The 26,957-nt window shown below is 66.8% G+C and carries 26 protein-coding genes, 1 tRNA gene, 1 pseudogene and 1 riboswitch; of the genes and pseudogenes, 16 read left to right on the top strand and 12 right to left on the bottom strand.

Annotated features, from left to right (window positions below; all coding sequences use genetic code 11):
• The first annotated feature begins 317 nt into the window (after window positions 1-317).
• On the top strand, window positions 318-1,670 hold the full coding sequence (locus NIE111_RS16300; protein WP_238685209.1) for a DNA cytosine methyltransferase: 1,353 nt from the start codon (window positions 318-320) through the stop codon (window positions 1,668-1,670).
• The gene (locus NIE111_RS16295) at window positions 1,633-2,760 is read left to right on the top strand and encodes a hypothetical protein (protein WP_238685208.1); all 1,128 of its coding nucleotides are present in this window, start codon (window positions 1,633-1,635) and stop codon (window positions 2,758-2,760) included. The genes NIE111_RS16300 and NIE111_RS16295 overlap by 38 nt, the downstream gene beginning before the upstream one ends.
• Here the strand turns inward: NIE111_RS16295 and NIE111_RS16290 are convergent.
• From NIE111_RS16290 to NIE111_RS16275, 4 genes are all read right to left on the bottom strand, one after another.
• On the bottom strand, window positions 2,743-3,183 hold the full coding sequence (locus tag NIE111_RS16290; RefSeq protein ID WP_308193687.1) for a very short patch repair endonuclease: 441 nt from the start codon (window positions 3,181-3,183) through the stop codon (window positions 2,743-2,745). The genes NIE111_RS16295 and NIE111_RS16290 overlap by 18 nt on opposite strands.
• The gene (locus NIE111_RS16285; protein ID WP_238685207.1) at window positions 3,176-4,480 is read right to left on the bottom strand and encodes a PP_RS20740 family protein; all 1,305 of its coding nucleotides are present in this window, start codon (window positions 4,478-4,480) and stop codon (window positions 3,176-3,178) included. The genes NIE111_RS16290 and NIE111_RS16285 overlap by 8 nt, the downstream gene beginning before the upstream one ends.
• A complete protein-coding gene (locus tag NIE111_RS16280; RefSeq protein WP_238685206.1) occupies window positions 4,477-6,387 on the bottom strand; it encodes an ATP-binding protein in 1,911 nt (636 codons plus the stop codon). The genes NIE111_RS16285 and NIE111_RS16280 overlap by 4 nt, the downstream gene beginning before the upstream one ends.
• 608 nt (window positions 6,388-6,995) lie before the next feature.
• Window positions 6,996-7,418: a GntR family transcriptional regulator gene (locus NIE111_RS16275; RefSeq protein WP_238685205.1), complete on the bottom strand. Its 423-nt coding sequence runs from the start codon at window positions 7,416-7,418 to the stop codon at window positions 6,996-6,998.
• Between the two features lie 348 nt (window positions 7,419-7,766).
• Between NIE111_RS16275 and NIE111_RS16270 the strand changes: the two genes are divergently transcribed.
• From NIE111_RS16270 to NIE111_RS16255, 4 genes are all read left to right on the top strand, one after another.
• On the top strand, window positions 7,767-8,288 hold the full coding sequence (locus NIE111_RS16270; RefSeq protein ID WP_238685204.1) for a hypothetical protein: 522 nt from the start codon (window positions 7,767-7,769) through the stop codon (window positions 8,286-8,288).
• An 88-nt stretch (window positions 8,289-8,376) separates the two neighbouring features.
• The gene (locus tag NIE111_RS16265; RefSeq protein ID WP_238685203.1) at window positions 8,377-8,622 is read left to right on the top strand and encodes a precorrin-4 C11-methyltransferase; all 246 of its coding nucleotides are present in this window, start codon (window positions 8,377-8,379) and stop codon (window positions 8,620-8,622) included.
• 149 nt (window positions 8,623-8,771) lie between these two features.
• Window positions 8,772-9,593, top strand: a complete 822-nt coding sequence (locus NIE111_RS16260) for a GntR family transcriptional regulator (RefSeq protein WP_238685202.1) — start codon at window positions 8,772-8,774, stop codon at window positions 9,591-9,593.
• Window positions 9,581-10,357, top strand: coding sequence for a glycosyltransferase family 2 protein (locus NIE111_RS16255; RefSeq protein WP_238685201.1), 777 nt, complete (start codon window positions 9,581-9,583; stop codon window positions 10,355-10,357). The genes NIE111_RS16260 and NIE111_RS16255 overlap by 13 nt, the downstream gene beginning before the upstream one ends.
• Here the strand turns inward: NIE111_RS16255 and NIE111_RS16250 are convergent.
• Window positions 10,341-10,580: pseudogene (locus NIE111_RS16250) on the bottom strand (hypothetical protein); the annotation flags it as partial. The gene NIE111_RS16255 and the pseudogene NIE111_RS16250 sit on opposite strands and share 17 nt — an antisense overlap.
• A 941-nt stretch (window positions 10,581-11,521) precedes the next feature.
• Here NIE111_RS16250 and NIE111_RS16245 point away from each other — a divergent pair.
• From NIE111_RS16245 to NIE111_RS16210, 8 genes are all read left to right on the top strand, one after another.
• The gene (locus NIE111_RS16245) at window positions 11,522-11,917 is read left to right on the top strand and encodes a transcriptional regulator (protein ID WP_238685200.1); all 396 of its coding nucleotides are present in this window, start codon (window positions 11,522-11,524) and stop codon (window positions 11,915-11,917) included.
• 302 nt (window positions 11,918-12,219) lie between these two features.
• A complete protein-coding gene (locus NIE111_RS16240) occupies window positions 12,220-13,815 on the top strand; it encodes an FtsK/SpoIIIE domain-containing protein (RefSeq protein ID WP_238685199.1) in 1,596 nt (531 codons plus the stop codon).
• Entirely contained in the window at window positions 13,812-14,078 is a 267-nt protein-coding gene (locus tag NIE111_RS16235) for a hypothetical protein (protein WP_238685198.1), read from the top strand. Before NIE111_RS16240 ends, NIE111_RS16235 begins: the two co-directional genes overlap by 4 nt.
• 5 nt (window positions 14,079-14,083) lie before the next feature.
• Window positions 14,084-14,272, top strand: a complete 189-nt coding sequence (locus NIE111_RS16230; RefSeq protein WP_238685197.1) for a hypothetical protein — start codon at window positions 14,084-14,086, stop codon at window positions 14,270-14,272.
• Window positions 14,269-14,811 carry a DUF2637 domain-containing protein gene (locus NIE111_RS16225; RefSeq protein ID WP_238685196.1) on the top strand — a complete coding sequence of 181 codons (543 nt, stop codon included), beginning with the start codon at window positions 14,269-14,271 and terminating at the stop codon, window positions 14,809-14,811. Before NIE111_RS16230 ends, NIE111_RS16225 begins: the two co-directional genes overlap by 4 nt.
• Entirely contained in the window at window positions 14,808-16,625 is a 1,818-nt protein-coding gene (locus NIE111_RS16220) for a replication initiator (RefSeq protein ID WP_238685195.1), read from the top strand. Before NIE111_RS16225 ends, NIE111_RS16220 begins: the two co-directional genes overlap by 4 nt.
• Window positions 16,618-16,788: a helix-turn-helix domain-containing protein gene (locus NIE111_RS16215; RefSeq protein ID WP_238685194.1), complete on the top strand. Its 171-nt coding sequence runs from the start codon at window positions 16,618-16,620 to the stop codon at window positions 16,786-16,788. Before NIE111_RS16220 ends, NIE111_RS16215 begins: the two co-directional genes overlap by 8 nt.
• Window positions 16,788-17,987 carry a tyrosine-type recombinase/integrase gene (locus tag NIE111_RS16210; RefSeq protein WP_238685193.1) on the top strand — a complete coding sequence of 400 codons (1,200 nt, stop codon included), beginning with the start codon at window positions 16,788-16,790 and terminating at the stop codon, window positions 17,985-17,987. The genes NIE111_RS16215 and NIE111_RS16210 overlap by 1 nt, the downstream gene beginning before the upstream one ends.
• 2 nt (window positions 17,988-17,989) lie before the next feature.
• Here NIE111_RS16210 and NIE111_RS16205 read toward each other — a convergent pair whose 3' ends face one another.
• The 3 genes from NIE111_RS16205 to NIE111_RS16195 all read right to left on the bottom strand — a co-directional run bounded on the left by NIE111_RS16205 (window position 17,990) and on the right by NIE111_RS16195 (window position 19,225).
• Complete coding sequence (locus NIE111_RS16205; RefSeq protein WP_238685192.1) at window positions 17,990-18,226, bottom strand: bacteriocin immunity protein; 237 nt, start codon at window positions 18,224-18,226, stop codon at window positions 17,990-17,992.
• Window positions 18,227-18,339: 113 nt separating this feature from the next.
• A tRNA-Gly gene (locus NIE111_RS16200) sits at window positions 18,340-18,413 on the bottom strand.
• Window positions 18,414-18,667: 254 nt separating this feature from the next.
• Window positions 18,668-19,225 (bottom strand): pyridoxamine 5'-phosphate oxidase family protein, encoded by a 558-nt coding sequence (locus NIE111_RS16195; protein WP_238685191.1) that lies wholly within the window; start codon window positions 19,223-19,225, stop codon window positions 18,668-18,670.
• 99 nt (window positions 19,226-19,324) lie between these two features.
• Between NIE111_RS16195 and dcd the strand changes: the two genes are divergently transcribed.
• Window positions 19,325-19,903 carry a dCTP deaminase gene (dcd, locus tag NIE111_RS16190; RefSeq protein ID WP_030332009.1) on the top strand — a complete coding sequence of 193 codons (579 nt, stop codon included), beginning with the start codon at window positions 19,325-19,327 and terminating at the stop codon, window positions 19,901-19,903.
• A gap of 74 nt (window positions 19,904-19,977) precedes the next feature.
• Here the strand turns inward: dcd and NIE111_RS32270 are convergent, their stop codons facing one another.
• The gene (locus NIE111_RS32270) at window positions 19,978-21,018 is read right to left on the bottom strand and encodes a C40 family peptidase (RefSeq protein WP_238685190.1); all 1,041 of its coding nucleotides are present in this window, start codon (window positions 21,016-21,018) and stop codon (window positions 19,978-19,980) included.
• 13 nt (window positions 21,019-21,031) lie between these two features.
• Window positions 21,032-21,167: riboswitch (cyclic di-AMP (ydaO/yuaA leader) on the bottom strand.
• A gap of 235 nt (window positions 21,168-21,402) precedes the next feature.
• On the opposite strand from NIE111_RS32270, the gene NIE111_RS16180 reads away from it, so the two are divergent.
• Entirely contained in the window at window positions 21,403-23,385 is a 1,983-nt protein-coding gene (locus NIE111_RS16180) for an N-acetylmuramoyl-L-alanine amidase (RefSeq protein WP_238685189.1), read from the top strand.
• Window positions 23,386-23,440: 55 nt separating this feature from the next.
• On the opposite strand, the gene NIE111_RS16175 is transcribed toward NIE111_RS16180, so the two are convergent.
• The 3 genes from NIE111_RS16175 to NIE111_RS16165 all read right to left on the bottom strand — a co-directional run bounded on the left by NIE111_RS16175 (window position 23,441) and on the right by NIE111_RS16165 (window position 26,929).
• The gene (locus NIE111_RS16175) at window positions 23,441-24,454 is read right to left on the bottom strand and encodes a C40 family peptidase (protein ID WP_238685188.1); all 1,014 of its coding nucleotides are present in this window, start codon (window positions 24,452-24,454) and stop codon (window positions 23,441-23,443) included.
• Window positions 24,455-24,621: 167 nt separating this feature from the next.
• Entirely contained in the window at window positions 24,622-25,623 is a 1,002-nt protein-coding gene (locus tag NIE111_RS16170) for a hemolysin family protein (protein WP_112601088.1), read from the bottom strand.
• Entirely contained in the window at window positions 25,616-26,929 is a 1,314-nt protein-coding gene (locus NIE111_RS16165) for a hemolysin family protein (protein WP_238685414.1), read from the bottom strand. The genes NIE111_RS16170 and NIE111_RS16165 overlap by 8 nt, the downstream gene beginning before the upstream one ends.
• Window positions 26,930-26,957 lie beyond the last annotated feature (28 nt).

Genomic DNA, 26,957 nt, shown 5'->3' with positions numbered 1-26,957 from the left:
CCCAGGGCCTGATCCCACGATCGCCCGTTGCGCTCTTGGCGCAGGGGTGACGCCGTGGTTGCAAGTCTGTACACAGCCTCCGTACGCGACCGCGTGGGGTTCGGCCGCGTCCTTGGACGCGGGCGCCACGGGCCCAACGTCACACTCCCAGACGCGCGAGGGACTACGGCCCCCGCCGGTACGGACCGGATCTGCCTTAACACGGCAGCGGCACGGCGCGCCTGCCACCACTCGAACAGGCTTTCGAACATGATCGGATCAAGTGGCTCTATGCTGTCCGCTGCACCAGCTGAGGGGATGGAAGCTAGATGACTGCTATGGCTGCCGAGCCGCTCTTCCGCTTGCCCACTGCCATCCCTGGGCCACGAGAGGGCGATCGTGAGAGCTATCGGCTCAAGATGATCGATCTCTTTGCTGGCGCCGGCGGCCTCTCCGAGGGCTTCAGACAAGCGGGCTTCCAGGTGGTAGCAGGTTCGGATGTTGATCCTGACGCTATCGCTACCTACAAACTGAATTTTCCAGAGGCTACGCCCCTGCCGGGCGACATCCGTGAAGCTGACGTCAAGCGCGAGGTGTTGAGCGTGGGCCGTGGCGTAGATGTCGTCGTAGGTGGGCCCCCCTGCCAGGCGTTTTCACAGGTACGTAATCATTCTCGGATTATTGACGACCCACGGAACTCACTCTACCGAGAGTTTGTGGCGACCGTTGCCGACTTAGCCCCCGCGACATTCGTGATGGAGAACGTTCCAGGCATGGCGCAAATGGGTGTACTGGAACAGGTCACCGAGGATCTCAGTCTCGGTGGCACGTATGTCGTCGAGCCGCAGGTCCTTGACGCCGCCGATTTCGGAGTTCCGCAGGCACGGAAGCGCCTCGTGTTCCTCGGCGTTCGACGCGACCTAAAGACGGCCCCTGTAAAGCTGAGCGGCACCGACGCTACCGAGGTGCTAGGTCTCGTGCGGCGCGCGAAAGGCCAATACCAGGTTGATGGTCGCGGCGGTGACGCGGAAAAGTACCTTGAGCGTTTGGCCGATCCGATGGATGCGGGCATCGTGACAGCAGCCCAAGCCATCTCCGATCTTGAGGGCCTAGAGGCGGGCAGGCGACAAGACGAGATCGCCGCCGGAGAGTTGCCTCGCGCGCGGGGTGCCTATCAACGGTTGATGCGGGAGGGGCGTGGCCCCACGGTCAGGAACGTGAGCGTACCTCGCATCAACCGGGACACGGTCACACGGTTACTGGCCATCCCCGAGGGTGGCAATCACCGAGACCTGTCAGAAGACCTCCTCGCCCGTTACATCAGCGGAGATAAGTGGGGGCCGAGCAACGACAGTGGACGCTTGGGGCGCTCTCACTTCTACGCCTACCGCCGGCTACACCCCGCCGTTTGGGCTTGGACTCTAAACACAAAGGCTGATTCGGCATACCACTATCGGGCAGCCCGGGCGCTGAGCGTTCGGGAGTTTGCCCGCCTTCAGTCCTTTCCAGACCGTTTCGTCTTCACAACGGACGAGCGTCGTGGCAACATACCGGGACGCATCGATGGCGGCGCCGCCCACTCTCGTTATCGTCAGGTGGGTAATGCGGTGCCGCCTCTTCTTGCGGCAGCCATCGCACGGGAGGTCGCTACCCTTGTCAGAACCGCACGGCGCCGGACTGTTCTCGGATGACCATGGCCTGATAGAAGCCAACCCACTGGAGAGCGCGAAACTTGTAAATCGCGCCTTCGGAGAGGAAAACCGAGCGCGACTCCTCACCGACTACTTCTCAGGAACCGGCGAGATAAAACCGGAAACGGCGTGGATCCACGTCTACCGGCTCCTCCTATCAATCGATCGGACCATCGGTCTAGCGCATTGTTACGAAAGTGACAAATGCCAGCCAGGGCGGCCCTGGTATGCGCGATCTCTGGCTTTCCATAAGTGGCTATCTGACGCCATGGGCGTTGAACCGGGCGACCTGGGAAGCGACATCGACTGGCTCTTCAAGAAGGCAAGCGCGGACTTAGCGGGTCTCGCCCTTCGGGCGGGGCACTCCGAGAGGGTGCGCCAACAGCGGAGACCATACGAGGGACAAGCCTTCCCGGAGCCCGGCGATGATCCGGAACTCATGTCCATAATCCTCAACGGCCTTGCGCCTTGGATGCAATCCACACCGCCGGCCGCCGCCCAGCGTGAGCTTTCGGAACGCATCATGGCGTATCTCACCCAGGAGAACAAGCGCAAGAATCTGATTGGTGAAGGCTTCGAAGATACCTTGGCGGCGATCCTGAGGCGTGTTCCTGGCATCAGCGACACGTACACGATTCACACTAGGGCCATGCTTCATCACCTGCCCGGCTTCCACCGCGGCCCAGTAAACGAGAAGCCGCGGCAGGTGGACCTAGCGCTCGTCCGAAAATCTGACCAGCAGCGAACGCTAATCACCGCCAAGTGGAGCGTCAGAGCCGATCGCGAAGAGCAATTTATGAGCGACTTCCGGGACTATGCGCGGGTGAACTTCGGCGGCGAAGCCTTCCGGTACGTACTCGTAACGAACGAGTTCGATGCTGCGCGGCTAGTTCGCGCCTGTGACCGGAGAGCCGAGAACACTCTGCTTCTCACTGACGTCGTGCACGTAAACACAAGTGGGCCGAAAGTGGCTTATGCGGATGTAAGCCCGAGGTCCAAGAACAAGTGCATTGAAATGCTCCGTCACATCGAGACTGGGCGCCTTTCCTCACTCGAACGCTGGCTGCAAAGTCTAGCCTCCGGCCATTGACCCATCGCGCCAACCGGCGCGTGTCAGCGCGTCCAGCACTAAGTTCGTGACGCGCTCGATGTCGTCCTTCACTTCGAAGTCCCAAAAGCGGAAGACCATCCACCCGGCGGATACCAGAGCAGTCGTGGCCATCCGGTCCCGCCTCTGGGTGTTGGCTACCTTGCTCCTCCAATACTCAGAGGCGGTCTCCGCGCGAAAGTGCTCTTCGTGGCCGTGCCAAAAAGCGCCGTCTACAAAGATGGCTACCTTCCACCGAGTAAAGGCCAAGTCTGGCTTTCCTGGTAGAAGTTTGGTGTGCAGGCGATAGCCGGTAGCACCTGCCAGTCGTAGCGAAGCCCTTAGGGCCAACTCGGGCTTCGTGTTTTTTGACCGAATGGCTGCCATCACCCGAGACCTGCCTTCGGGTGACAAGTGATCAGGCACCTAGGCTCTCCGTCTCGGCTTGCTGAACCGCGACTGTTTCGGCAACCCGCTGAGGCGCAACCCTCGCCGCCGTCACCTCGGAATCCTCGATCCGCTTGCTGAAGTCGCTATTCAAGTAGGCTTGACGATCGTATCGCAGGTCTGCGAGAAGATCCGCCATCTCGCTACGCATCCCCTCAAAGAGGGTTTCGTCGGCGCGCAGGGCGGTGTCGACGTCCTTCACGCTACCCATACGCGCCGCCTGCTGTTCAAGTTCTGCACACTCGTCGGGCAGTTCCGGTGCCGGTATTAGGCTGGCTGGATCGTGTACGGCGAGATCATACGGCGTGACCCGAATTGCCAGGCTGAACATATTTGGCGCAGGGTGGTTCTTGCTTAGCCTATAGCTAAAGACACTTATTACCTTAAAGCGAGCGCTGCGCACCTGACGTCCGATGGTTGACAACCAGCTGATAAAAGCCAGAAGTAGCCACCTAGAGTAAACCTCGTCGCCACAGGATTCGAGTTCCGGCAGGGCGGCATCGGATCCGGCCCCGAAAGCCTTTCGCGCCTCGGTTAGAGCCTTTTCGCACGCCGCCAAGCGCTCTTCCAGTGCTCCTACGAATTTCGCGGCGTTTTGGACGCCGTTCCCGCCCTGTCCATCGCGGTCGAATGCCGAGGTCAGAAGCAGGACCCACGGCTCGTCCCGCTTCCACTGCACCCTCATAAGGTTTAACAGTGCTTGGTAGATGTTACCTTTGCCGCCGGGCTGGTTGGTTGCGCTACCGCAGAAGTCTAGATTAACTACGTCGAACGATAAGCGGTTGGCGTTCGCATAGGCCATCGAGTTGACGTCGGCCAGTTCCAGAAACTCATCCGGCATCACAATGCTTTCCCGGTGGATGTGCCCGCTCTTGAAGAGCTCGTCCCTGCTGAGGTTTAGGTGTGAACTCTCCGGGCTGTCCCCGATAGCAGTTCGATCGAAGCCAAGATAGCGCAACAAGAGTCCCCTCTTTGCGCATTCCTCCGAAAACAGCCGCACATCGAGCAAATCGCTACCCGGTAGGCCGATGTAGTTCACCTCTGTTCTCTTATTGTCTACACCGCAGAGATGATCTAACAGGTCACCGAAGGAATTTACCCACTGCTTTCGTCTGACGAACTGCTTGCGCGGCCTATGCCAAGGCTTGAATTGCCTTGGAATACCGCCGATTGGTACAGGTTGCTGATATACCGGCGCGAGGTCGTCCGGTGTCTCATCGGGAACAGGAAGGTCCTGCGCGACGTAGTCCTCATCATCCAAGTCGTCGTTCGTCACGGCTCCACCCTCAAGGCCGCGGCGAGAGCTTTCATCAGCTCGTTAGTCTCTTCGGGCGATAGGTCTTCCAGCAGGTTGTAGGCCGCAAGAATCTGAGCAATGGCTGCCAAGGTTCGTCTCTCGCGCTCCGCGGATGGCGATGCGCGGCGCTCGCCTAGAACCGTCTCTGGCTCTAGTCGGATGCTGTCAACCATGTTGGATTGGCTCCCGCCGCCGCCGTGATAAGCCCAGGTGACCGGTGGCGGCTCTCCAGACCCGGCCTGACGTTGCCTCCAGGTCCTCTTGGCTATTCGGTCAAGTTCTGCCTCGCGTTCGACGGCAGCCGCTGCCTGGCTTTCCTTGCGGATTCTGCTGGCTAGGGTTTTCTCGGTATTGATTGCACGCCCGATTGAGGCATGCAGCCAGCTTGTAATTCGGCGGGCATGCGGATGTGCCTGGTTGAAGCCCTCGCGATCGATATTGAGTGCGGACTCAAAGCCTTGGGTAACGAATATTTCACAGGTCAACTGGCGCAGTCTAGTGGTCTCTGCGATACCATAATCTAGAAACGTCTCATCGAAAAGGGTGCCGCTTGCCCCGTGAACTCGTATCAGGGCACCCCTGTGCTCGATCGGCGCGATTTTCGGTGCCCACATAATGTAGGCGATGAACTCAAGCGGCCCACCGCTACGGGCGCTGTCTGCTCCACCAAACTCTTCGCGCACCCGGTCCGCAAATACGAGCGGCTTTTTGACGGCGTGACTCGTTGATGGAAGACCTTCTAGCCTGATCGGCCGCCGAAGCTCCAAATTGTCGACGAACACGCTGAAGGGCTGCTTGCCGGTGCCAATGTCATCTGCTACTTCTAGCGCCGATGCAAGGGATCCCTCGCTAAGTGGCCTGGCCGGCTCGCGTTTGTTCGCCTCGAAAACGTATCGGTCCGCTTCTTCCGGGCCTACCAGCAACGGATGCGCGCCCACATAGGCTAAGGGGGCAGCTAAGGCTATTTCCCAGACTGTTTGGAGGTACTTGTCGAATAGAAAGTCAATGGAGGGATTGCGAGAGCTTCCGGTACTTAGTTCCTCCCAGACGGCGTCGACCAGGGACGTGAAGGCGGCTAAGCCATCATCGCTGTCCTTCCATGGGAGGGAGTCCGCGGGCTTGCCCTGCTCGCTTACCAATTCACCGCGCTCAAGGCGTCCGACGTGATACCGAGGCGGCTTCTCGCCGGTGTGCACTCGATACCATCTATCGGCGTCCGATAGGGTCCGAACGGTATGCCTTTGCAGATCGGTCAGGACTATGGTCGTGCCGCTTGCCTCAACGTCCCGCGCCGCGACTCTCCATATCGAGACTAAGCCTGCCTCATATGGCCCCTTCTCGACATCGGAGGCTTCGTCGGAGAAGGTTCGTAAGCGGACTACAGCGACGGTTCGCCAAGGGTCGCCCGCAACCTTCGTAATGATTTGAAAAGAATGGGTGAGCTGGGATACGGAGAAAAGGCCAATGCCAATGCGGCCAATCAGCCGGCGCCCGCCAGGACTAAGGAAGCTGTTGTCTCTTCGCGTAACGCCTAGTTCGCCACCGTCGGGCGAGCGCTTGGCGCTCCCGCCGATATGCTCGATGACGTGGGCAAGCACCTCTGGGCTCATCCCATTGCCGTTGTCCGTGATTGTTATCGATGAAAACCGGGGTCGATCGGTTTGGATTACAACCTCAGATGCGTCAGCATCGTAAGCATTGGAGATGAGTTCCCGAAGCGCGCTCGATGGCTCCCGGTAGATCCCATCGGTCACGCGTGCCAGCACCCGCTCATCAGTAGTCAGCCTAGCTTGAACCACCTCATTCTCGCTGCGGCTATCGGCAATGCGCTCAGCTAGTGACCGCTCCGCCGGGGCGGAGTTGGTATCCGATACGACCTGGGCCATGGCGGGATACTACCCTCAGGAACGAGGATTTCAGAGCGCTAGACACTGTCCTATTGTCGATCTAGACGATTCACTTGCACGCTCGCTACGGTTCCATGCTCGCTACGCTTTCACCCCATCGGCGATGCCGTCGATCCGCTCTCCTGGCAAGCGGGCCCCGGTTCGGTCGCCGTGACAAGCAAGCCCTGGTAGGTGTCCAGCGTCGGCGGTCGGGCGGTGGTTTGCCCGGATTGGTTCCAGGTGAGATGGGGCCGCGCCACGACTCACAGAACCGGTGGCTGCCGACGATCTTCGGCCGTCCCGGAGCCGGAGCGCCTGGTAGGAGGCGTAGCAACGGCAACTCGCGATCCGCCACCAGTTCGCCGCTGTGTCCTCTCGTACCTCGCGCGGTGCTGGGCGCGTCGGGACCGACTGCCGAAACACACACCCCTATTGAACGACCTGTCGTTCTGGGGTGCTCCCTTGGTTCCTCGCTGCTGCTTCAACCACCGGGGGTGTGCCATGGCGGAAGTCGGAACTCCAGCGGAGCAACAGACACGTACCCGCATGGTGCCGGTGCAGTCTGCTCAGGGGGTCTTGAGGACCTATCAGAAGGTGCGGACGGTCCTCTACTGCTTCGTCCAGAGCACTCGATAGGCTCTGATGACTGTTCCAACGACTCCATTTGCTCGGATGAGGCTCTGTTGTTCAATCAGGGCCGCGCCCACCTCAACATCGAAGAGGGCTGCGAGCTCCGGGTCTGCGGCGACCTGGCGCTCTGATCTCTTCGGCTCGGAACCCTCGGTCAGCCCGCTCTCGTTCCAGCTCGGATTCGCGTAAGTGCCGCGGCCGTGATCGGTAGCGACTAACCGCTCTTCCCGTAGGACCGCAATGGCCTGGCGGATTGTGCCGCGGGCTGCCCGAAACTCGGCAGTGAGGGCGCTCTCGGCCGGCAAGAGTGCGCCCGGCGGGATGGCGCCGGTTTCGATGCGCTCTCTCAACTCGTCGGCGATCGCGCGGTAGCGGGGCTGTCCGTAGTGCGGGGTGGGCACCCGCTCACCGTACCTGGCACTTGTCTTACCAAGTGCCAACCAAGCGACACGTTTCGACGTATGGACAACACGTCCACTTGTAGGTACGTTTCTCGGTGTGCGGCCAGGATGACGGCTCGTGTCAGGGGTGGTCTCGCGCCGACCCTGGTCGCACCTGATGCGCGGCGTCCTGTCGGACCGGTTGCGGTAGCCGCGCGGATAAGTTGGCTCGGCGATACCCGACCCGTCTGCGTCGGACGGTGCGCCGTGCCTTCATCCGGGCCGGTGGCCGGCCGCATTCCCTCGTGGTCGGCCACCGGTCTCGCCTACCTGTGGAGGTGCGATGTCCGGCTCTCATCGTCGTCGTGGTTGGTTGTCGTCCTGGTGGTCTTCGAGACGCCCAGCGAACCGGGCCGCCGGCAGCAACGCTCCGTCACGTCCGCCCAGGCACGCGGCGTGGTGGTTGACGGGCCCGACGCAGAAGCTGCCCGCGATCCAGTACGCGCCGCTGATGACGCACGCCCAGCAGTACCGGGGCAACGCCGGGCGGTCGCCGCGATGAGGCATACGAGCAAGCCGACCGCGGTGGTGAGTCACCCGGACTGGTGCGCCCCTGACCGCTGCGGCTACTTGGTGCCGCCGGTGCTCGCCCACATGGCTCGCCGTCATCGTGGCCCAATGCATCGGGTCGGCGACAGCCGAGCAGGTGGACAGATCGTCAGCTACCTCATCAGCGCTGACGCTCTCGATCCCATGGTGGGGGTTCACCTGACGTGCCGGGCCGGGAACGCCTGGGCCGAATTGTCGGTGCCGCAGGCGGCCGAACTGGTCGAGCAGCTTCACGGCCTGTTGGCACAGGTGGCCGGCGACCCGGAGACCGACGATGAGTGAGGGCATACCTGCGACGGAGGGCCGTCCGCCGTCGGGCGCTCGGGGAGTGTGCCCGGATTGGTGTCGGGGCTGTGGACCGAACGACCCGATGCACCAGGGGTTTCTCGCCACCATCGGGCGAGAGCAGACCGGCTGGATCAGCCTGCAACTGCTCATCGACCGGTTCGCCCGCCGGGACCTGGCCGTCAAGCTCGACGCGACCCGCGACGGCGCAACGCAAACCGTGCTCCTGTCGGCGGCGCAGGTTGACCGGCTCATCGAGGAACTGACGCACGCTCGACGGGTGATGGTGGCACCGCTTGGTCGGCACGGACAGATGGGGGAGACGCGGTGACCGCCAACGATCGTCGGGGCGTCGCTGCCCCTCGTACTCCTGGCCCTCGTCGGGCGCAGGCACCGCGACCTGCGGTAGCGGTGCCTCCGGTTCCCGAAAGGCCGGCGGGCGGGACCACCTGGCAGACGTTGGAACGTCTAGGGGGTACGGTGACCGGTGTGCAAGGTCGGGACTGGCGCCCTCGCTACCTGCAACTCGCGGAAGAGTTGCGGGCGAAGATCATGAGCGGGGAGATGGCCCCCGGCACGCTGATGCCCAGCGAGACCGAGCTAGCCGACACGTCGGGCCTGTCGCGCACGAGCGTCCGCAACGCCATCCGGCAGCTCCGGGAATGGGGCCTGGTCCGCGCGGAGCAGGGGCGTGGCACCTATGTGCGGGCACCCCGCCAGCGGGTACGCCGTCGCAACACCGAGCGGTACCAGTGGGAGAAGGATCGCGTCCTCCTCCACGAGGACGAGCGGCTGAAGACTGGTGCCACCGAGCACGACACCGGCCTGACCGTCGACGACCTGAAGTTCCACGCCGAGTACTCCCAGGTGCAGGCTGATGTAGAGATGGCGGCGGCCTTGCAGGTCGAGCCGGGTACTCCGCTGCTGCGCCGGGTCTACTGGACATCGTCGCGGCACGAAAACGCGCCGCTGACCGTGTCGTACTCATACCTGCCGTACGACCTGGTGGCTGCGAACCCGGACCTGCTCGACGCGGGCAAGGAACCCTGGCCGGGCGGTACGCAACATCAGCTCTACACGCTCGGCATCGAGTTGGACCGGATCGACGACGAGATCCGCGCCCGCCCGCCGTCGCCGGACGAGGCCGAATTGCTCGACATCGACCCGGGCGTTTCCGTGCTGACCGTGCGGAAGACCTCGACCGACACCACGGGCCGGGTCGTCGAGGTCGCCGACGTGGTGATGCCGGGTGACCGGACTGAGCTTGTCTACTCCCACAAACTCCAGCGGTGGAAAGCTTGACGCAGCTCGTCTCGGTCATCACCCCGGTCCACGCGCCCAGCATCGAGTACCTGGCTGGCGCTTACAAGTCGTTGGCCAAGCAGGAGATGCCGGCCGGCTGGGACTGGGAGTGGCTAGTCCAGGAGGACGGGCAGACCGGCGCCCTGGTCGACGCGCTGCCCGATGATCCTCGGATCAGTCTCGGCACCGGTCGTTCCGGTGGGCCTGGTGTTGCCCGTACCCTCGCTCTTTCCCGGGTTTCCGGGCAACTCATCAAGGTGCTGGACGCCGACGACCAGTTGACCCCCGGCGCGCTCGCCCGGGACATCGCCGCATTCGACGCGCACCCGCAGATCGGCTGGACCACCTCACGGGTACTCGATCTGCTGCCCGACGGGTCGACCGCTGGATGGGACAAGGACCCGGCCGGCGGGGTAATCGACCGCGGTGCGGTCCTGTCGTTCTGGCAGGCCAACGACTACCGGGCATCGGTGCACCCGGCGACCCTATGCCTGCGGCGGGATCTCGTCTTCGCCCTGGGCGGCTGGATGGCGCTGCCCGCCTCCGAAGACACCGGCCTGCTGCTCGCCGCCAACGCCGTCACCGCCGGCCACTTCACCCGCGAGTACGGTTTGCTCTACCGAAAGTGGCCCGGCCAAGTCACCAGCCAGGCCGCGCACCGGGAACCGGCCGAGTACCGAGCCCGGATGAGGATCATCGAGGCTAGAGCCAACGCCCTAGCCTCGATGCTGCCTCGTGGTCTGGCGCTCACACCTCCGGCGTAGCCTCGTGCCCCGGCATCCCGTGGGTGCGCCGCCGCTCCTTCATCTCCGCCTCGAAGATGTGCCGCCGTCCGCCGGCTAGCTTCTCCCGCGCGTCCCGCTCGATCTCCTGGAACGCCGCGTAGTAGCCGTCGTCGAACTCCTCCACGCTCTGGAACGTCCACCGGCCGGGTAGCAGGTTGCGCCCCAACAGCTCGTGCTCGACCCGGTCGGCCATCTCGTCGTGCCAGCCTCGCGGAGCAGCGGGCGTAGCCCCCTACCTCGGTCTTGCGCTCCCATTCACGCCGCCCGTCGGGGCTGATCTTCTCTCCCTAGTTGTCAGCCTCTGCGCGCCTTCCGAGCAATCCCCAACTTCTCGGTACGATCATACTGGCAATGCACCGACCTGCCTTGGGGTAGAAGCGTCTTCACGCCCCTCAGGAGACGAAAAACGTCCCCCTGTAAGGAAGGCCGGTGTGATGCCAAAGAAGGAATGCCGGGTCTGCGGGTATCGCAGTGTCGGCAGGCACCGGAAGTCCGGCAACGTGTGTCTCAGGGACCAGCTAGAGCTCATGGCTCTCGCGTTCAGGCTGCTGGTGACACTCGTCGTCGGACTGGGTGCAGTTTTCAACCAGAATGAGCCCGCCTAACAAGACGGGCTCATCCAGCGGGGTTGCCTCCGCCTGTCGCTGCAACGTGTGGGCGGGGGCTTCTTCTTCGCCGACCGCTTGGGACGGCAGTTCTGACGCGCACCGCAGGCCATTTCCGCCTCGCCGTGCGTTGAACGTTGAACGCACCTAACGTTCCTGACTCTACCTTCGGTTCCTGGTCCAACTTACACATCGCCATAGTCGATGACTGTCATACGCGCCGCTTATGGCAGTTTTAATCAGTCACCTATGACGTCTGGGGCGAGCCGGCTGGGATCGTTCTGCCACCCCGTCCACACCGAGATGGCGTACAACGCGACCTCTGCCCGCTCAATGAGCAGCATCTGGTGGGCAGCGAAGGCGTGGCCTCGCCGGGGCTGACTCGATCTTGATCAAGTTCCCTCAAGCATGACCAAAGCAGGCGTCGTTCAGTCCTAGGCGCACTCTCCGTCGAGCAAGCTTGTTGACTTGTCTGCCAAGTGCCGTCTACCTTGGAGTCTCAACTTGGCAGACAAGTTAACAACCTGGAGGTTGAGCGATGGCTCTGCGTGGCGGTACGAGGTTCGCCGTGCGTTGTGAGGACGTGTTCCCGGCGGGGTGCGCGTTGGTGCCCGAGTCCCTGGGTGAGGTCGAGGACTACGACGAGAAGACGGGGCGGCGTAGCCCGGCGAAGGACAAGCTGACCGGCCAGCGGGTGTGGCAGGTCCGCGTGATGGACCTCGATCCCGAGCTGGGCAAGCGTTCCCGGGAGACGACGGTGAAGATCTCCGCCGACTACCAGCCGGTTCCGCCGACGGGCGGTCTGTTCGAGGCGGTGGAGTTCGACGGCATGACGGTCACGCCGTACGTGGCGAACAACGGTCGGATGGCGTACTCGCTGCGGGCGACCGGGATGCGCGCTCCGGCGGGCGTGGCCAAGAAGGCGGCGGCGTAGCCGCATCAGGTGGGGGCGGGGCTGTCAGGTCTTGGCGGACGGCAGCCCCGCCCCTCTGTCTCTTCCCCCTGCTCTGTCGAGAGAGGTAGTGACGTGTCCAAGCGTAGGCGTTCGGCTGCTCCGGCCCAGCCGCGGTGCGGTGTGTGTCAGTCCCGGTTCGACCCGACCACCGGTGCCGACGGTCGGTGTGCTGGCTGCGTCGGGCAGCTCGTTCTTCCGTTTTCTCCGGTCCGGGATGCGTCGGGCCGGTTCGTGTCGCTGCGGGGTGCGCGATGATGCGCCGGCCGCGTGGCGAGGTGTTGATGACTTCCGCCGGGGACCTGGTGGTGGTCCGGCCGAAGCGGTTCCAACTGCCGATGTGGTTAGTCGTGCTCGGCCTGGTGCTGCGATGGCTCGCTCAGGCCTGCTGGTGGTGCCTACGCCACCCAGTCACCGTCGGCCTGACGGTGCTCGCCGTCGTGCTCTACTCCGAGCACGGCTGGTCGGGTGTGGTCGTGCCGCTGGTGCTGGCGTCGTTGGTGTCGGCGGTGTGGCGGTGGCGCGATGAGGAGTCCTGGTGGCGGTGGTGCGCCGGGCCGCTGCTCGGCCGGTTCCGTCAGGTCTTCGTGTACCGGCGGGCGTGGCATGAGGCCATGACCCTGTGCGGCCTGGCCGCAACCTACGACCATCGGGCCGTCCTGCCCGAGCTGCTGCGCGTGCGCTCGGATCAAGCCCTCGACGTGCTGACCATCCGCATGGTCCGGGGGCAGACCCCGGCCGACTTCCAGAAGGTCACGGCGAATCTCGCGTACGCCTTCGGCCGGCGGCACGCCCGCGTCTACTCCGAACGCCCGGACGACGCGCCGACCCGTACCGGCTATTGGGCGCTGCTGCGGGGCTGGGTGGACCGGGTGCGGTTCCGGGACCGGCCAACGCAGGTCTACCTGGTCCTCGTCCGCACCGACGCCCTGCGGCCGGTCGTGGCCCCGTTCGACGCCCCGGCCGTCCCGGACTTCACCGCGCTGCCGCTGGCTCGACGTGATGACCTGGGCATCTGGTCGCTGCACCTGCTCGCCACGCACGTCCTGATCGGCGGGGCCACCCGGTCCGGTAAGGGCTCGGTGCTGTGGTCGCTGGTGCGTTCGCTGGCCGGCGGCATCACCTCCGGCCTGGTCCGGCTCTGGGTGATCGACCCCAAGGGCGGCATGGAGTTCGCCATGGGACGGCCGCTGTTCGCCCGTTTCGCCTGCAAGTCGTTCGAAGCCATGGCGGACCTTCTCGACGAGGCCGTAGCCGTGATGCGGGAGCGCCAGACCCGTCTGGCCGGCACGGTCCGGGTGCACACCCCGACCGAGGCTGACCCCCTGGTCGTGGTGGTCATCGACGAGATGGCCGCGCTGACGGCGTACCTGCAAGACGTCGACCTGCGCAAGCGCATCGCCGGGTCGCTCGGCCTGCTGCTGTCCCAGGGTGCTGGTGTCGGTGTCCTGGTGGTGGCCGCGTTGCAAGACCCCCGCAAGGAGGTGCTGCCGTTCCGGGACCTGTTCCCCACCCGCATCGCCCTCGGCCTCACCGAGGCCGCTCAGGTTGACCTGGTGTTGGGCGACGGTGCCCGCAACCGGGGAGCGCTGGCTGACCAGATGCCCCGGTGGGCCAAGGGCGTCGGGTACGTGATCCTGGACGGCATCCCGGAACCGGCTCGGGTCCGGTTCTCCTACATCTCCGATGACCACATCAGGGAGTTGGCCGCCGAGTACCCGGCCCCGGCCGACGCGGCGGACATCCTCGCCCAGGTCGGCCGGGAGACCGCCACCGAGCCCGCCCGGCCGTTCGTGCCCCGGCAGTCTCGGGGGCCGCTGCTGCCCGACTCGCTGCGCCACATCCTCGACCGCGACACCGACGGGGGTGATCCGCGGTGACCGCCCCGACCGACGGCCGGACCTTCTACCGGCTCCGCGCCCCCGGCACCGACGGCGCGACCACCACGGCGGTGTCCGTGCGCGTCGACGCCGCCCGGCCTGACCCGTACCCGGTGTATCTCGCCGTCGGCGGCGGCCGGCGCCGTATGTACCTCACCCCCGACGAGGCGTGGGCGCTGTGGCGCTGCCTCTCCGAAGCGGTCGCCTCCCTCGGCGAACCACCCGACCACATCCGTACCCGCGTCACCCCGGCCCGGAGGTAACCGCCATGTCCCTCAAGCGCTTCTTCCTCGGCACCCACCGCATCAAGCCCTTGCACATCGAACTTCACGACTCCCCGGACCGGCTCGCCGGTGCCCTGCACGGCCTGGCGCACTTCGTCAACCGACGCCGCGACCTGGACGGGCAGCGCATCCACATCACCCTGACCGTCCGCAACCCCGGCGGTCATCGATGAACCGCGAACGGGCCGAGTCCGGCGTACGCCTGGTGATCCTGCTCGCCATCGGCGCCATGGCCGGCGCGGCTGCCTTCACCCACGTCCACGACCTGACCGTGGCCCACGGCCAACCTCACTGGATCGGCTGGGCCAACGCCGTGGCCGTCGAGTTGATGGCGATCTACCTCGGCCTGGAGATCCGCGCCCGCCGCCGCGACAATCGCCCGGTCGGCCTGGTCGGCGTGCTCCTGGTCGCGTTCGCGCTGCTCTCCCTCGCCGCCCAGGTCGCCGAAGCCGAACCCTCCGTCTGGGGCTGGATCGTCGCCGCCGTGCCGTCGCTGGCGTTCCTCGCCCTGGTCAAGGTCGTCCTCTCCAGCGCCCCCGCCGTCCCGACGGCACCGGAGCCCGATCAGCCCCAGGGCGACTGGTACGACGAGCCGCAGCCTGCCGAACCCGTCCCGCCGGCTCCGGTGATGCCGCCGGCATCAGCTGCGGTGCTGCCTCCGCCCGGCGTCGTCCACCCCAACCGGCCCCAGGTCGTCGGGATCATCCGATGACCGCTCCAACCCTGCCCGGCCTCGAACCCGCCCCGACCCCGGTTGCTCCTCGGCCGGGGTCGCGGGCGGCCCGCATGGCGCTTCCCCGCTCAGTGGACATCCTCAAAGAGATCGCCGCCGAGTACGGCGTCTGCGTCCGTCCCCTTGCCATGCGCCGCACTGATCTCGACACCGGCCTGACCGAAATCATCGACCTCCCTTGCGGGGCGACCCGCGAGGACAAGTGCGGCCCGTGCGCCAAGAAGAACCGCCGGCTGCGGCAGGCACAGATCCGCGAGGGCTGGCACCGCGACGACGAGCCACTACCCGGCCCCGAACCCGCGACCGAGGCGCAGAAGTCGCTGATCCTGTTCCGCGCACACCTGGAGTTCTCCCGCGACGAAGCAATCCGCGCCGCACAGTGGGACCAGGTCACCGACATCGACGAAGCCATCCGCGAGGTAGAGGAAGCCATCGCCGCTGAGGGCCTGCGCGGGCGCGTCGGCCCACCGCACGTCACCGAGGACTCCGACGACGACCCCGGCGGCCGGCGCAAGCGCTCCACCAAACGGCGCCAGGACGCACCCGACCTACCTCGGCGCAAGGTCGAACGGCGCACCGTCGGCAAGACCTACACCGCCCCTGACGGGTCGACCTTCCGGCCGTCGATGTGGCTCACGCTCACCCTCGACTCCTACGGCCCGGTCCGCCCCGACGGCACCCCGGTCAACCCCGACCGATACGACTACCGCCGCGCAGCCTGGGACGCCGTCCACTTCCCTCGGCTCCTCGACCGGTTCTGGCAGAACCTCCGCCGCTGCGAAGGCTGGAACGTCCAGTACGCCGGCTGCGTCGAGCCGCAACGCCGACTCGCCCCACACGCCCACTTCGCCATCCGGGGGACCATCCCTCGCGACGTCCTGCGCACCGTGGCGGCGGCCACCTACCACCAGGTGTGGTGGCCCTCGGTCGACGTCCAGCGGTACACCCTCGACCGGCTACCAGTCTGGGACGAGCAGACGGGGGCGTGGGCCGACCCGGACACCGGCCAGCCGTTGCACACCTGGGCCGAAGCACTCGACGCCATCGACGAGGACCCAGACTCCGAGCCGGTGCACGTCGTCCGCTTCGGCGCCCAGGTCGACGCACGCGGCGTCATGCCCGGCACCACCGACGCCGAACGGACCATCCGGTACGTCACGAAATACATCACCAAGAACACCGGCGACTGCCACAAGGCCACCACCGACCGGCAACGCAAGCACCTCGACCGGCTCTGGCACCAACTCCGGATCACCCCGTGCACCGACCGCTGCGCGAACTGGCTCCTCTACGGCGTCCAGCCCAAGAAGGCGAACGCCAAGCTCAAGCCGGGCCGGTGCAAGGGCAAGGTCCACCAGCGGGACACCCTCGGCATCGGCGGCCGACGCATCCTCATCTCCCGCGACTGGTCCGGCAAGACCCTCGCCGACCACAAACACGACGTCCGGGCTTGGGTCCGGGCACTGCTCGGCACCACCACCGACAGCGCCACGGCCGGCGACACCGGGCAGCTCGTCGACGACCAGGGCGCCACCACCGAACGGGTCCGGCACGCCTGGGAACTCGCCCGACCCGACGACCCCGACGTGGGACCGCTGTCCCACCGGCTCATGCGGTCCATCAGTGAACGCGCCCGCTGGCGATCCGAACTGCTCGCCGCGAAGGACCGGGCCGCGCAGGAGTCCTCAGATCTTTCGGCAACTCAGCACAGCGAACGGCACGACGGGGAGGAAGGCGACAGTGGACGAGGTCTTGACCATCGAGCAGGCAGCAGTCCGGATCAACATGAGTGAGCGCTACGTACGCCGGTTGGTCGCCGAACGGCGCATACCGTTTCACAAGCTCGGCCGCAGCGTCCGTATCAAGGCCGTCGACCTGGCCGCGCACGTCGAGTCCGGGCGGGTGGAGCCCCTGACCACCTCGGGTGTGTGGCGCGACCTCCAGCGGGTGGCGTGATGGCGAACAAGGATGGACACCGCCGGTTCGGCAGCGTCCGCAAGCTGCCGTCGGGGCGCTATCAGGCCCGGTACCTCGGCCCGGACGGGCAGATGCGCAACGCGCCGGAGACGTTCGCCCGGAAGTCCGACGCGGACCGGTATCTCACGCTGGTCGAGGCGCAGATTGCCCGGCACGAGTGGACCGACCCGGAACGGGCCAAGGTCAAACTTGCCGACTACGCCCGGCGTTGGATTGACCAACGGCCGAACCTACGACCCCGCACCGTGCACCTGTACGGGTGGCTTCTCGACAAGCACGTCGTGCCGTACCTCGGCGGGGTGGAGCTGGGTCGGCTGGACACCCCGATGGTCCGCGACTGGCGGGCGAATCTGCTCGGCAACGGCGTCTCGGTGAGCATGGCGGCCAAGGCGTATCGGCTGCTGCGGGCGGTGCTGATGACGGCGGTCAAGGAAGACGCGATCCTGCCCCGGAACCCGTGTCGCATCCCGGGCGCGGACCAGGAGAAGCCTGCGGAACGACCGGTGCTGACGCTCGCCCAGGTCTTCAAGCTGGCCGACATCGTGCCGCCCCGGTACCGCGCCCTGGTCCTCGTCACCACCTTCGGCTGCCTGCGCTGGGGTGAGGTCGCCGCGCTGCAACGGCAGGACGTCGACACCGCGGCCGGCACGGTCCGGGTACGGCAGGCGTACACCGAGCAACGCGGGGTCGGCTTGGTGCTCGGTCCGCCGAAGTCTCGGGCCAGTCGGCGCACGATCACCCTGCCCCCGGCGGTCGTCGAGGTCGTCCGTGACCACCTGACCGCTGAGGTCGACGACAACCCGGATGCCTGCGTGTTCACCACGGAGAGTGGGCGCCCGATATGGCGGGGCAACCTCAACAAGTTGATCGCCTGGAAGGCCAGCGTCTCCCGGATCGGTCAGCCGAACCTGCACTTCCACGATCTGCGGCACACCGGGAACACTCTCGCCGCCCAGACCGGGGCCAGCACCCGCGACCTGATGGCCCGGATGGGTCACGACTCGCCGCAGGCCGCGCTGATCTACCAGCATGCGACGGCGGAAGCCGACCGCGCCATCGCCCAGGCGCTGCACGAGGCTGTCCGCGCGGACCGGAAGAAGGCCAAGAAGGCGTCTAACGGCAAGGACAAGCGCAAGGACAAGGCCGGCAAGAAGAACAAGAAGGACAGCGAAAGATGACGCTACGCGCGCGGCGGCTGCGCTGGCTCGGTCGGTCGGTAGCAGGTCGCTTTGTCGACCACCTCGGCCGCCGTCAGCTCCGGATTGACCGCGAAGATCAGCTCAGAGATGTCCGGGTAGTCGAGGTCACGTTCGAGCTGGTCCAGCCAATCGTTCAACTCAGCATGGTTGGCGTAATCGAGGTGCATGATCCGCTGAACGAGATGGATGGCCTCATCTCGGGTCAACTTCGCAGGCACAGCGTCCCCTCCGACCGGGGCTAATGGCACGCTAATGGCACGGCGCATGATCGTTGACCTTGAAACATCGAAGGCCCCGACTCGGACTGTCGTCCTGGTCGGGGCCTTCGTGGTGGAGCGGGTGACGGGAATCGAACCCGCACTGTCAGCTTGGGAAGCTGATGTTCTGCCATTGAACTACACCCGCAAGCGGCACCACTGTACCCGAGTCGTCGAGCCCGTGCACCCAGGTACCCCCGCCGGCCGCAGGTGTCCGCGTACCGCTCCGCCCGGGTTGATCCACTCGGCTTTCCGGAAGTCGGGGCATCCGGAGCGCTGGGACACCGCGACTTCCTTGAAGTCGAGTTGATCACCGCGGGCGGCAGGGTGCCGGGCCGGTGCGTACGACCCGGCGCCGGCTCCGTTACGACGGAGCCGGCACCGATGATCTGCCGGCGGTGGTCAGGCGGCAGTGCACTGGACGTCACGGCTGAGGCGGGTCGGGCGCGCCTGCGGGACGGCGAGGGGCGCTGCCACCGCCAACGGGGCGTTTGGGTCGAGCCAGACCCGAACGGCCGGCCGACTCGGTGCGAGGCCCGGAATGCCCGCGATGTGCTGCTCGCGGCGGGTGAGCATGGCCACGTCGACTGTGAACTCGAAGAGCCGCCAGTCGACCTGCGGCTCGGCCCGGGCGCTCTGCGCCAACTGCGCCACCCGGATCGGATCGGTCACCGGACGGGCGTGCCCCGCCACGTACGCCTCGTCGTCGCTCTCCTCGGCAGGGAACGAGTGCAGCGCGTAACGGCCGTCACGTTCGAGGTCGCGGCGCTTGGGCGAGTCGATGATGAAGCAGAACAGCCCCTCGGCGGTGATGACCGGAGAGACCGGATGGACGCGGGGCCCGCCGTCGGCACGGACCGTGGCCAGATAGCCGAAGCCCGGCCCGTATTGCTGGAGGAGAACGCGGATCCCGTCGGCGAGTCGGGGCTCGTCGGCGGCGAATTCGGACCAGGAAGCCATGTGGGCATTCTATCGAACAAATGTACGAGCAGCGACCTCGACGCGCTGGTCACCGGCACCGAATCCGGCCACTTTTGGCAACGCGGCTATGGTGGTCCGATGCTGCTCTCCGACCGCGACCTGGTCTCCGAGATCAAGGCCGGCACGCTGGGCTTGGAGCCGTTCGAGCCCACCCTGGTCCAACCGTCCAGCATCGACGTCCGACTCGACCGGCTGTTCCGGGTCTTCAACAACCACCTCTACACCCACATCGATCCCGCGATGCAGCAGGACGATCTGACCTCGGCGGTCGAGGTCCCCGACGGCGAGCCGTTCGTGCTGCACCCGGGGGAGTTCGTGCTCGCCTCGACGCTGGAGGTCATCTCGCTGGGTGACCAGCTCGCCGGCCGACTGGAGGGCAAGAGCTCCCTGGGCCGGCTCGGCCTGCTCACGCACTCCACCGCCGGCTTCATCGACCCGGGCTTCTCCGGTCACGTGACGCTGGAACTCTCGAACGTGGCGAACCTGCCGATCACCCTCTGGCCGGGCATGAAGATTGGGCAGCTCTGCATCTTCCGGCTCTCCTCGCCGGCTGAGCACCCGTACGGCTCGGTGGTCTACGGGTCGCGCTACCAGGGCCAGCGGGGGCCGACACCCAGCCGCGCCTGGCAGCACTGGCGCACCTGGCCAACACGCTGAGGTTCAGCAGCCAGGACCGAGACGACGAGGGCCCGCCGCGACGGAATCGCGACGGGCCCTTCGATGACTCACTGTCAGCCTGGACGGCCGTAGCTGTGGATCGGGCCGTCGTCGACCTTCTTCATCTTGACCGGCTGACCGGCCTGCGAGGCGTGCACCACCCAGCCGCCGCCGACGTACATGCCGACGTGGTGGATGTCGCTGTAGTAGAAGACCAGGTCGCCGGGGCGCAGGTCGCCCTTGCTGACGTTCTTGGTCACCCGGCTCTGCGCGGCGGCGTTGTGCGGCAGCGACACGCCGGCCTTCGCCCAGGCGGCCAGCATCAGCCCTGAGCAGTCGTACGAGTTCGGGCCCTCGGCACCCCAGACGTAGGGCTTGCCGATCTGCGCGCAGGCGAACTTGACAGCGGTGCCCGCGCCGCCTCCGGGGTAGCTGCCCGGGCAGGGCGCCGGGCGCAGCGGACCGCCGCCGCCGCTGCCGTACACCTTGAGGCGCAGCTTCTGCAGGCGGTCGATCTCGTCGTTGATCTGCTTCTTCTTCGCCGCCAGCTGAGCTTCCGTGCGGGTCAGCTGGGCCACCATCTCGTCCAGTGGCGCCTTCTGCGCGGCCAACTGGTCGCGCAGGTCGGCCACCTGGCGTACGTCCTTTTGCTGGTTGTGCGCGAAGCGGTCGAGCATTTCGAGCTGGCCGACCACCTCGCTGGGCGACCGGCTGCCCAGCACGGCGTTGACTGTCGAGACGTTCTCACCCTTGTAGGCGCGTACGGCCAGGGCGCTGACCTTGTTCATCGCGGCGTCGACCTGGCGCTCGAGCGGAGTGATCCGGGCGGCCAGCGCGTCTGCCTGCTTGCGCTTCGCGGCGAGGTCGGTGCGGGTGGCGTTGTGCCGTTCGATGATCGGTTCGAGCTTGTTCCAGTCGGCGTCGATCTGGCGCTCGATCTCGGCGACGGACGGGTCGGCGTGGGCCGCAGTGGCACTGCCGGTCAGAACGACGGCGATGCCGGCCAGCGCGGCGACTGCGGTGGTGAAGCGGGACCAGCGTGGGCGCGGCACTATCGACGCCGGGCCGGCTGATGCCGACCGCTCGGACGACGGCCGCGGGGCATGGAGTGCCACCGGGGTTCCGTACTCCTTCTTCCTGACCGCCTACCGGGTTAGCTGACGGGTTCGGGCGGGAAGTCGGCGCCCTACCGCAATGGCTGCGGATTCACCCCGAGGGACCTGGGTCCCCGGTTCGCTCGGAAACGACTCGGCGGTGTCGGTCCGTTACCGCCCAGGCTGGGCGGAGCTGCTGTCGGGCCGACAAATGACCAGAGTAGAGACGCCTGTTACCGATCCGCAACCCGTGCGGCGGTGACACTCCGTACGGATTGGACGAAGTCACCGACAGTGTGTGAAGAATTCTTTCCATCCACTTCGATAGATAGAAAGGTATTGACGTGACCTCCCGGACGGCGCGATGGTGACCTGACCTCACTCCGCGAGAATCTAGGGGGTTCGATGCACCATCCAACCCTGTCGACCGGCTGGCGCGCGCTGCTCGCCGCCACAGTGGTTGCCGCCGCGACCACCGTGCCACTCTCCGTCGGCCCGGCTGCCGCCGCGCCCAGCACCGACCGCCAGCAGCAGTACGCCGCAGCGGCCACCGAGTACGGCGTGCCGGCCGTCGTGCTGCTCGGCGTCTCCTACCTGCAGTCCCGTTGGGACACCAACGCCGGCACGCCGAGCACCAGTGGCGGCTACGGTCCGATGCACCTGACCGACGCGCGGCACGTGGCCGCCCTACCCGGGCGCGGCCACCACGACGCCGGCGTCGAGGACCCACGCGGCGACGACTCCCGTCCCGCCCGAGTGCCCGCGCCCCGACCGGTCGAGGCACCCGCGCCGTCCACCGCCGCGTTGCAGACCGTCGACGCCGCCGCCACGCTGACAGGCGCCACTCCCGAGGCACTGCGCACCGACGCGGGCCTCAACATCCGGGGTGGGGCCGCGCTGCTGAGCGCGTACCAGAGGGATCTGGGCGCGCCGGTCGGCGCGGACACCGACCCGGCGGCCTGGTACGGCGCGGTGGCCCGCTACTCGGGCGCGGACAGCGCCGACGCCGCCGCGGCCTTCGCCGACGAGGTCTTCACCACCATCGGCGCGGGCGAGGCCCGGGTGACCGACGACGGCCAGCGGATCACCCTGCTGGCCCGCGCGGTACGGCCGGAGCGTTCCTGGCTGGACCGGCTGGGTCTGCGCCGCCTGGCCCGCCCGGACGGGGTGGAGTGCCCGCGCACCATCTCCTGCGAGTGGATCCCGGCGCCCTACGAGGCGTTCGGCGACGGGGACTACGGCAACCACGACCTCTCCGACCGGCCCACGCGGCAGAAGATCGAGTACATAGTCATCCACGACACCGAGGCGAGTTGGGCCACCACCCTGCAACTGGTCCAGGACCCGACCTACGTGAGCTGGCACTACTCGCTGCGCTCGGTCGACGGGCACATCGCCCAGCACGTGAAGACCAAGGACGTCGGCTGGCACGCCGGCAACTGGTACGTCAACGCGAAGTCGATCGGGTTGGAACACGAGGGCTTCGCGGCGCAGGGCACCTGGTACACCGAGGCGATGTACCGGACCTCGGCGAAGCTGGTCCGGCACCTGGCGCTGCGGCTGGGCATCCCACTGGACCGGCAACACATCATCGGTCACGACAACGTGCCCGGCACCATCCCCTCGACAGTGCGGGGAATGCACTGGGATCCGGGCCCGTACTGGGACTGGACGCACTACTTCGACCTGCTGCACGCGCCTCGACTGGACACCGGCACCCCGGCCACCGGAATGGTCCGGATCGATCCGGACTACGTCACCAACCAGCCGGCGTTCACCGACTGCGTCACCCCGGGCGTGCCCTGCGCGCCACGCGGCTCCTCCGCTGTGGTGCTGCGCAGCGCACCGTCTGCGGACGCGCCGCTGGTCAACGACGTCGCGCTCCGCCCTGACGGCAGCCCGAACACGATGGCCGTGTCGGACCACGGGGCCCGGGCGTCAGCCGGGCAGACGTACGCGCTGGCCGGACGGCAGGGCGACTGGACGGCGATCTGGTACCTCGGGCAGCGGGCCTGGTTCCACAACCCGGCGTCCGCGCCGACCGCCAGCTGGACCGTCGGCATCGTGGCCACGCCGAAGCCCGGACGGACCACAGTTCCGGTCTACGGACGGGCGTACCCGGAGCAGTCCGCGTACCCGGAAGGGGTGCCCTACCAGGCGATCTCGCCGCTGCAATACACCCTGGCCGCCGGGCAGCGGTACGCCGTCGGCGCGGTGCTGGCCGGCGAGTACTACCGGGCCAGCACGTTCGACGGCTCCTCGTCCGGCGACTGGACGGTGATTCGCGGCAAGAACCGGTACGCGCAGATCCAGTTCGGTCACCGGATCATGTACGTCGACCTCGCCGACGTGCAGCTCCTGCCGTCCCCGGTCGGCGCGCCCCGCTGAGAACCACGAAGGCCCCCGGTCGGTGACCGGGGGCCTTCGTGTCGCGTGAGGTGGATCAGCCAGGTCTGCGGAACCCGGCGACCGGCATTGTGTTGATGCTGGACACCTGCACCGGCTTACCGGCACGTGGCGCGTGCACCATTGTGTTGTTGCCCAGATAGAGCCCGACGTGACTCAGGCCGGAGAAGAAGAAGACCAGGTCACCGGGGCGCGCGTCACCTCGCGAGATGGCCTTGCCCTCGTTCCACTGGTCACCGGTGTGGTGGGTGAGGTAGATCCCGGCCGCCTTGTAGGCGTACTGGGTCAGCCCCGAGCAGTCGAACGAGTTCGGCCCGGTGGCGCCCCAGACGTACGGCTTGCCGACCTTGCCGCAGGCGGTCTTGATCGCGGTGCGTGCTGCCTCGCTGACCACCCCGTTGATGGTCGGGCAGGCCGCGGTCTTGACCGTGGTCTTGGGCATCGACGCCTCGAGCTGCTTGATTTCGGCGTCGATCTGCTTCTTCTTGGCCGCCAGCTCGTTCTGCTGCTTGGTCTGGGTGACGATCAGCGCGTCCAGCTTCTGCTTCTCGCCGTCGTACTTGGCCCGCACGGCCAGCACACCCTCGACCTCCTTGCGCTCCTGCGAAGCGAGCCGGTCGAGGATGGTGAGCTGCTCGGTGAGTGTGTCCGGCTTGGCGCTGACCAGCAGCGCGCCGATGTCGTGCGACGGGCCCGAGATGTAGTAGCGGGAGGCGAGGTCGCCGACCCGGTTGAGCGCCAACTCGCTCTGCAGCGCCAGCGGCTCGATCTTCTTCTGCAGGTTCGCCGACTTCTGCCGGTTGACCTTCAACTGCGCCCGGACCTTGTTGTACTGCTCGATGGTGGGCTCCAACTGCTCCCACTTCTTGTCGATCTGCGCCTCGATCTCGTCGACCGTGGGCGCGGCATGTGCCGGCGCGGTCAGCAGACCGGCGCCGACCGCTGCGGCAGCGACCAGGATCAGCACCCGGTGCGCGACGCGACGCAGGCCACCAGAGCGAGCAGACGCATTCAGGTCGTGACGATGAGGGGGCATGGTTGCCACCGGCACCGACTCCTTTGCAACCGACCGCCGGGCGCCTCGCGTGAGGGAAGGGCCGAGGCAGACGACCCACAGCGGTCGGTGCCCCACATTAGGGAAGCTCGGGGCGGTAATCAAGGCGAGGGCGGTCACCATCACTGTCGTGCAACCGCTTGCACACCAAGGGTATTGGTTCATCACCCAACGATTGCGGTCAATACATCGTCAAGGGTGACCACACCGAGTGGCCGTCGCCCGTCGCTGACCAGCACCATGTGCCGCCGTTCGCGACGCATCGCCAGCAGCAGGTCGGCCAGCGTACGGTCCGGCGGCACCACCGCCAGCGGCCGGTAGACGTCGGCCGGCACCGGCGACCGGCGGCCCTGCCCGGCGTACCCGAGCACGTCCTTGACGTGCACAAAACCGAGCACCCGACGGGTCGACCGCTGCACCACGGGGAACCGGGACCGGCCGGTCCGGGTCGCCAGCACCTCCAGTGACGCCGGCGAGACGTCCTCGGCCACCGTCACCACCGTCGACCACGGTTGCAGCGCGTCCGCAGCCGTCCGGGCGTGCAGGGCCAGCGCGCCCGTGATCCGCGCGTGCTGCTCCGCGTCGAGCAGCCCCTCGGTCCGCGCCTGGGAAACCAACCCGGCCAACTCCTCGGCGGTGAACACCGTCTTCACCGCCTCGGAGGCCTCGATTCGCCAGAACGCGAGCACCCGCCGGGCCGCCCATTTCATCGCGAGCAACAACGGTTTGGTGGCCACACAGAATGCCAGCATCGCCGGGCCGAGCCAGAGCGCAGAGACCTCCGGACCGGCAAGCGTGATGTTCTTCGGCACCATTTCACCGACGACCGTGTGCAGAAAGACCACCACGCCCAGCGCCAGCACGAACGCCACCGGGTGCACCGCCCGCTCCGGCAGGCCGGCCGCGTGGAACGGCGGCTCCAGCAGGTGAGCCAGCGCCGGTTCGGCGATCGCGCCCAGACCCAACGAGCAGACCGTGATGCCGAGCTGCGCGCCAGCGATCATCAGGGGGATCTGGTTCATCGCCGACAACGCCCAACGGGCGCGTTTCGACCCGGCGGCCAGCGGCTCGATCACCGTCCGGCGGGACGCGATGAGCGCGAACTCGCTGCCCACGAAGAACCCGTTGCCGAGCAGCAACAGCACCGTCACGAGCAGCTCAGTCATCGTCGTCCGGATCCGCCGGGCGCAACACCCGGACCTGCTCGATCCGGTGCCGCTCCACCTCGACCACTGTGAACTCCCAGCCGTCCGTCTCGACCGTCTCGCCAGCGAGCGGGATGTGCCCGAGTTGGGCCATCAGGAACCCGGCCAGGGTCTCGTACGGCCCCTCGGGCAGCCGGAAGCCGGTCTGCTCGGCCAACTCGTCGGAGCGGAGCACACCGTCGACCAGCACCGTGCGCTCACCGCCCGGCACCGTCAGCTCGGCCGACCCGTCGTCGTCCACGCTCGCCGGGTCGAACTCGTCGGCGATCTCTCCGACCAGTTCCTCGACGAGGTCCTCGACGGTCACCACGCCGTCAGTGCCGCCGTACTCGTCGACCACGATGGCCAGGTCGGCCCCGGCCTCCTTCAGCGCGGCCAGGACACCGTCCAGGTTCAGGCTCTCCGGCACGTACACCGGCTCGCGGGCCACCGAGCCGACCCGGGTCGACGCCCGGTCGGCCAGCGGGACACCCAGCGCGTCGGGCACACCGGCCACGCCGGTCACCAGGTCCAGGGTCTCCTCGTACACGGGAAACCGGGTCCGCCCGGTCCGCCGCGACGCCTCCAGCAGCTCCGCCACGGTGGCTGTGGCGCGCAGCGCGACCACGTCCACCCTGGGGGTCATCGCCTCGGCGGCCCGCTTGTCACCGAAGCGGATGGTGCGACGCAGCAACATCGCGGTGTCGGTGGGCAGCGCGCCGGCCCGCGCCGAGATGCCCGCCAGCAGGCCCAACTCCTCCGGCGAGCGGGCACTTGCCAACTCCTCCTGCGGCTCCACGCCGAGCGCGCGGACCAGTCGGTTCGCCGAGCCGTTCAACCCCCGGATCACCCAGCCGAACGTCCGGGAGAAGGTGTGCATCGGGCCGGCCGTGGCCAGCGCCGCCGGCATGGGCCGAGCCAGCGCCGCGTTCTTCGGCACCAACTCGCCGAAGAGCATGGAGATCAGCGTGGCCAGGCCCAACGCGATGAACGGGGTGAGCCGCTCGGTGCTGTCTCCGGCCAGCGGGCGCAGCAACGGGGTGAAGAGCCGGGCCAGGGCCGGCTCGGCCAGGTAGCCGGTGAGCAGCGCGGTGATGGTGATGCCGAGCTGCGCCCCGGAGAGCTGGAAGGAGAGTTCGCGCAACGCTGTGCGTACCGTCAGGGCGGCCTGGTCGCCCGCGGCGGCCCGCCGGTCGATCTCCGCCCGGTCGACGGTGACCAGGGCGAACTCGGCCGCGACGAAGAACGCGTTGCCCGCGGTCAGGGCTACGAAGCCGACCAGGGGCAACAGCGTCGTCAAGAGTAGGCCGTCGATG

The sequence above is a fragment of the Micromonospora hortensis genome, assembly GCF_022230935.1.
GTDB classification, from domain to species: domain Bacteria; phylum Actinomycetota; class Actinomycetes; order Mycobacteriales; family Micromonosporaceae; genus Micromonospora; species Micromonospora hortensis.
The sequence above is the reverse complement of the archived record's forward strand: the minus strand, read 5'-3'. Positions and strand labels throughout refer to the sequence as shown.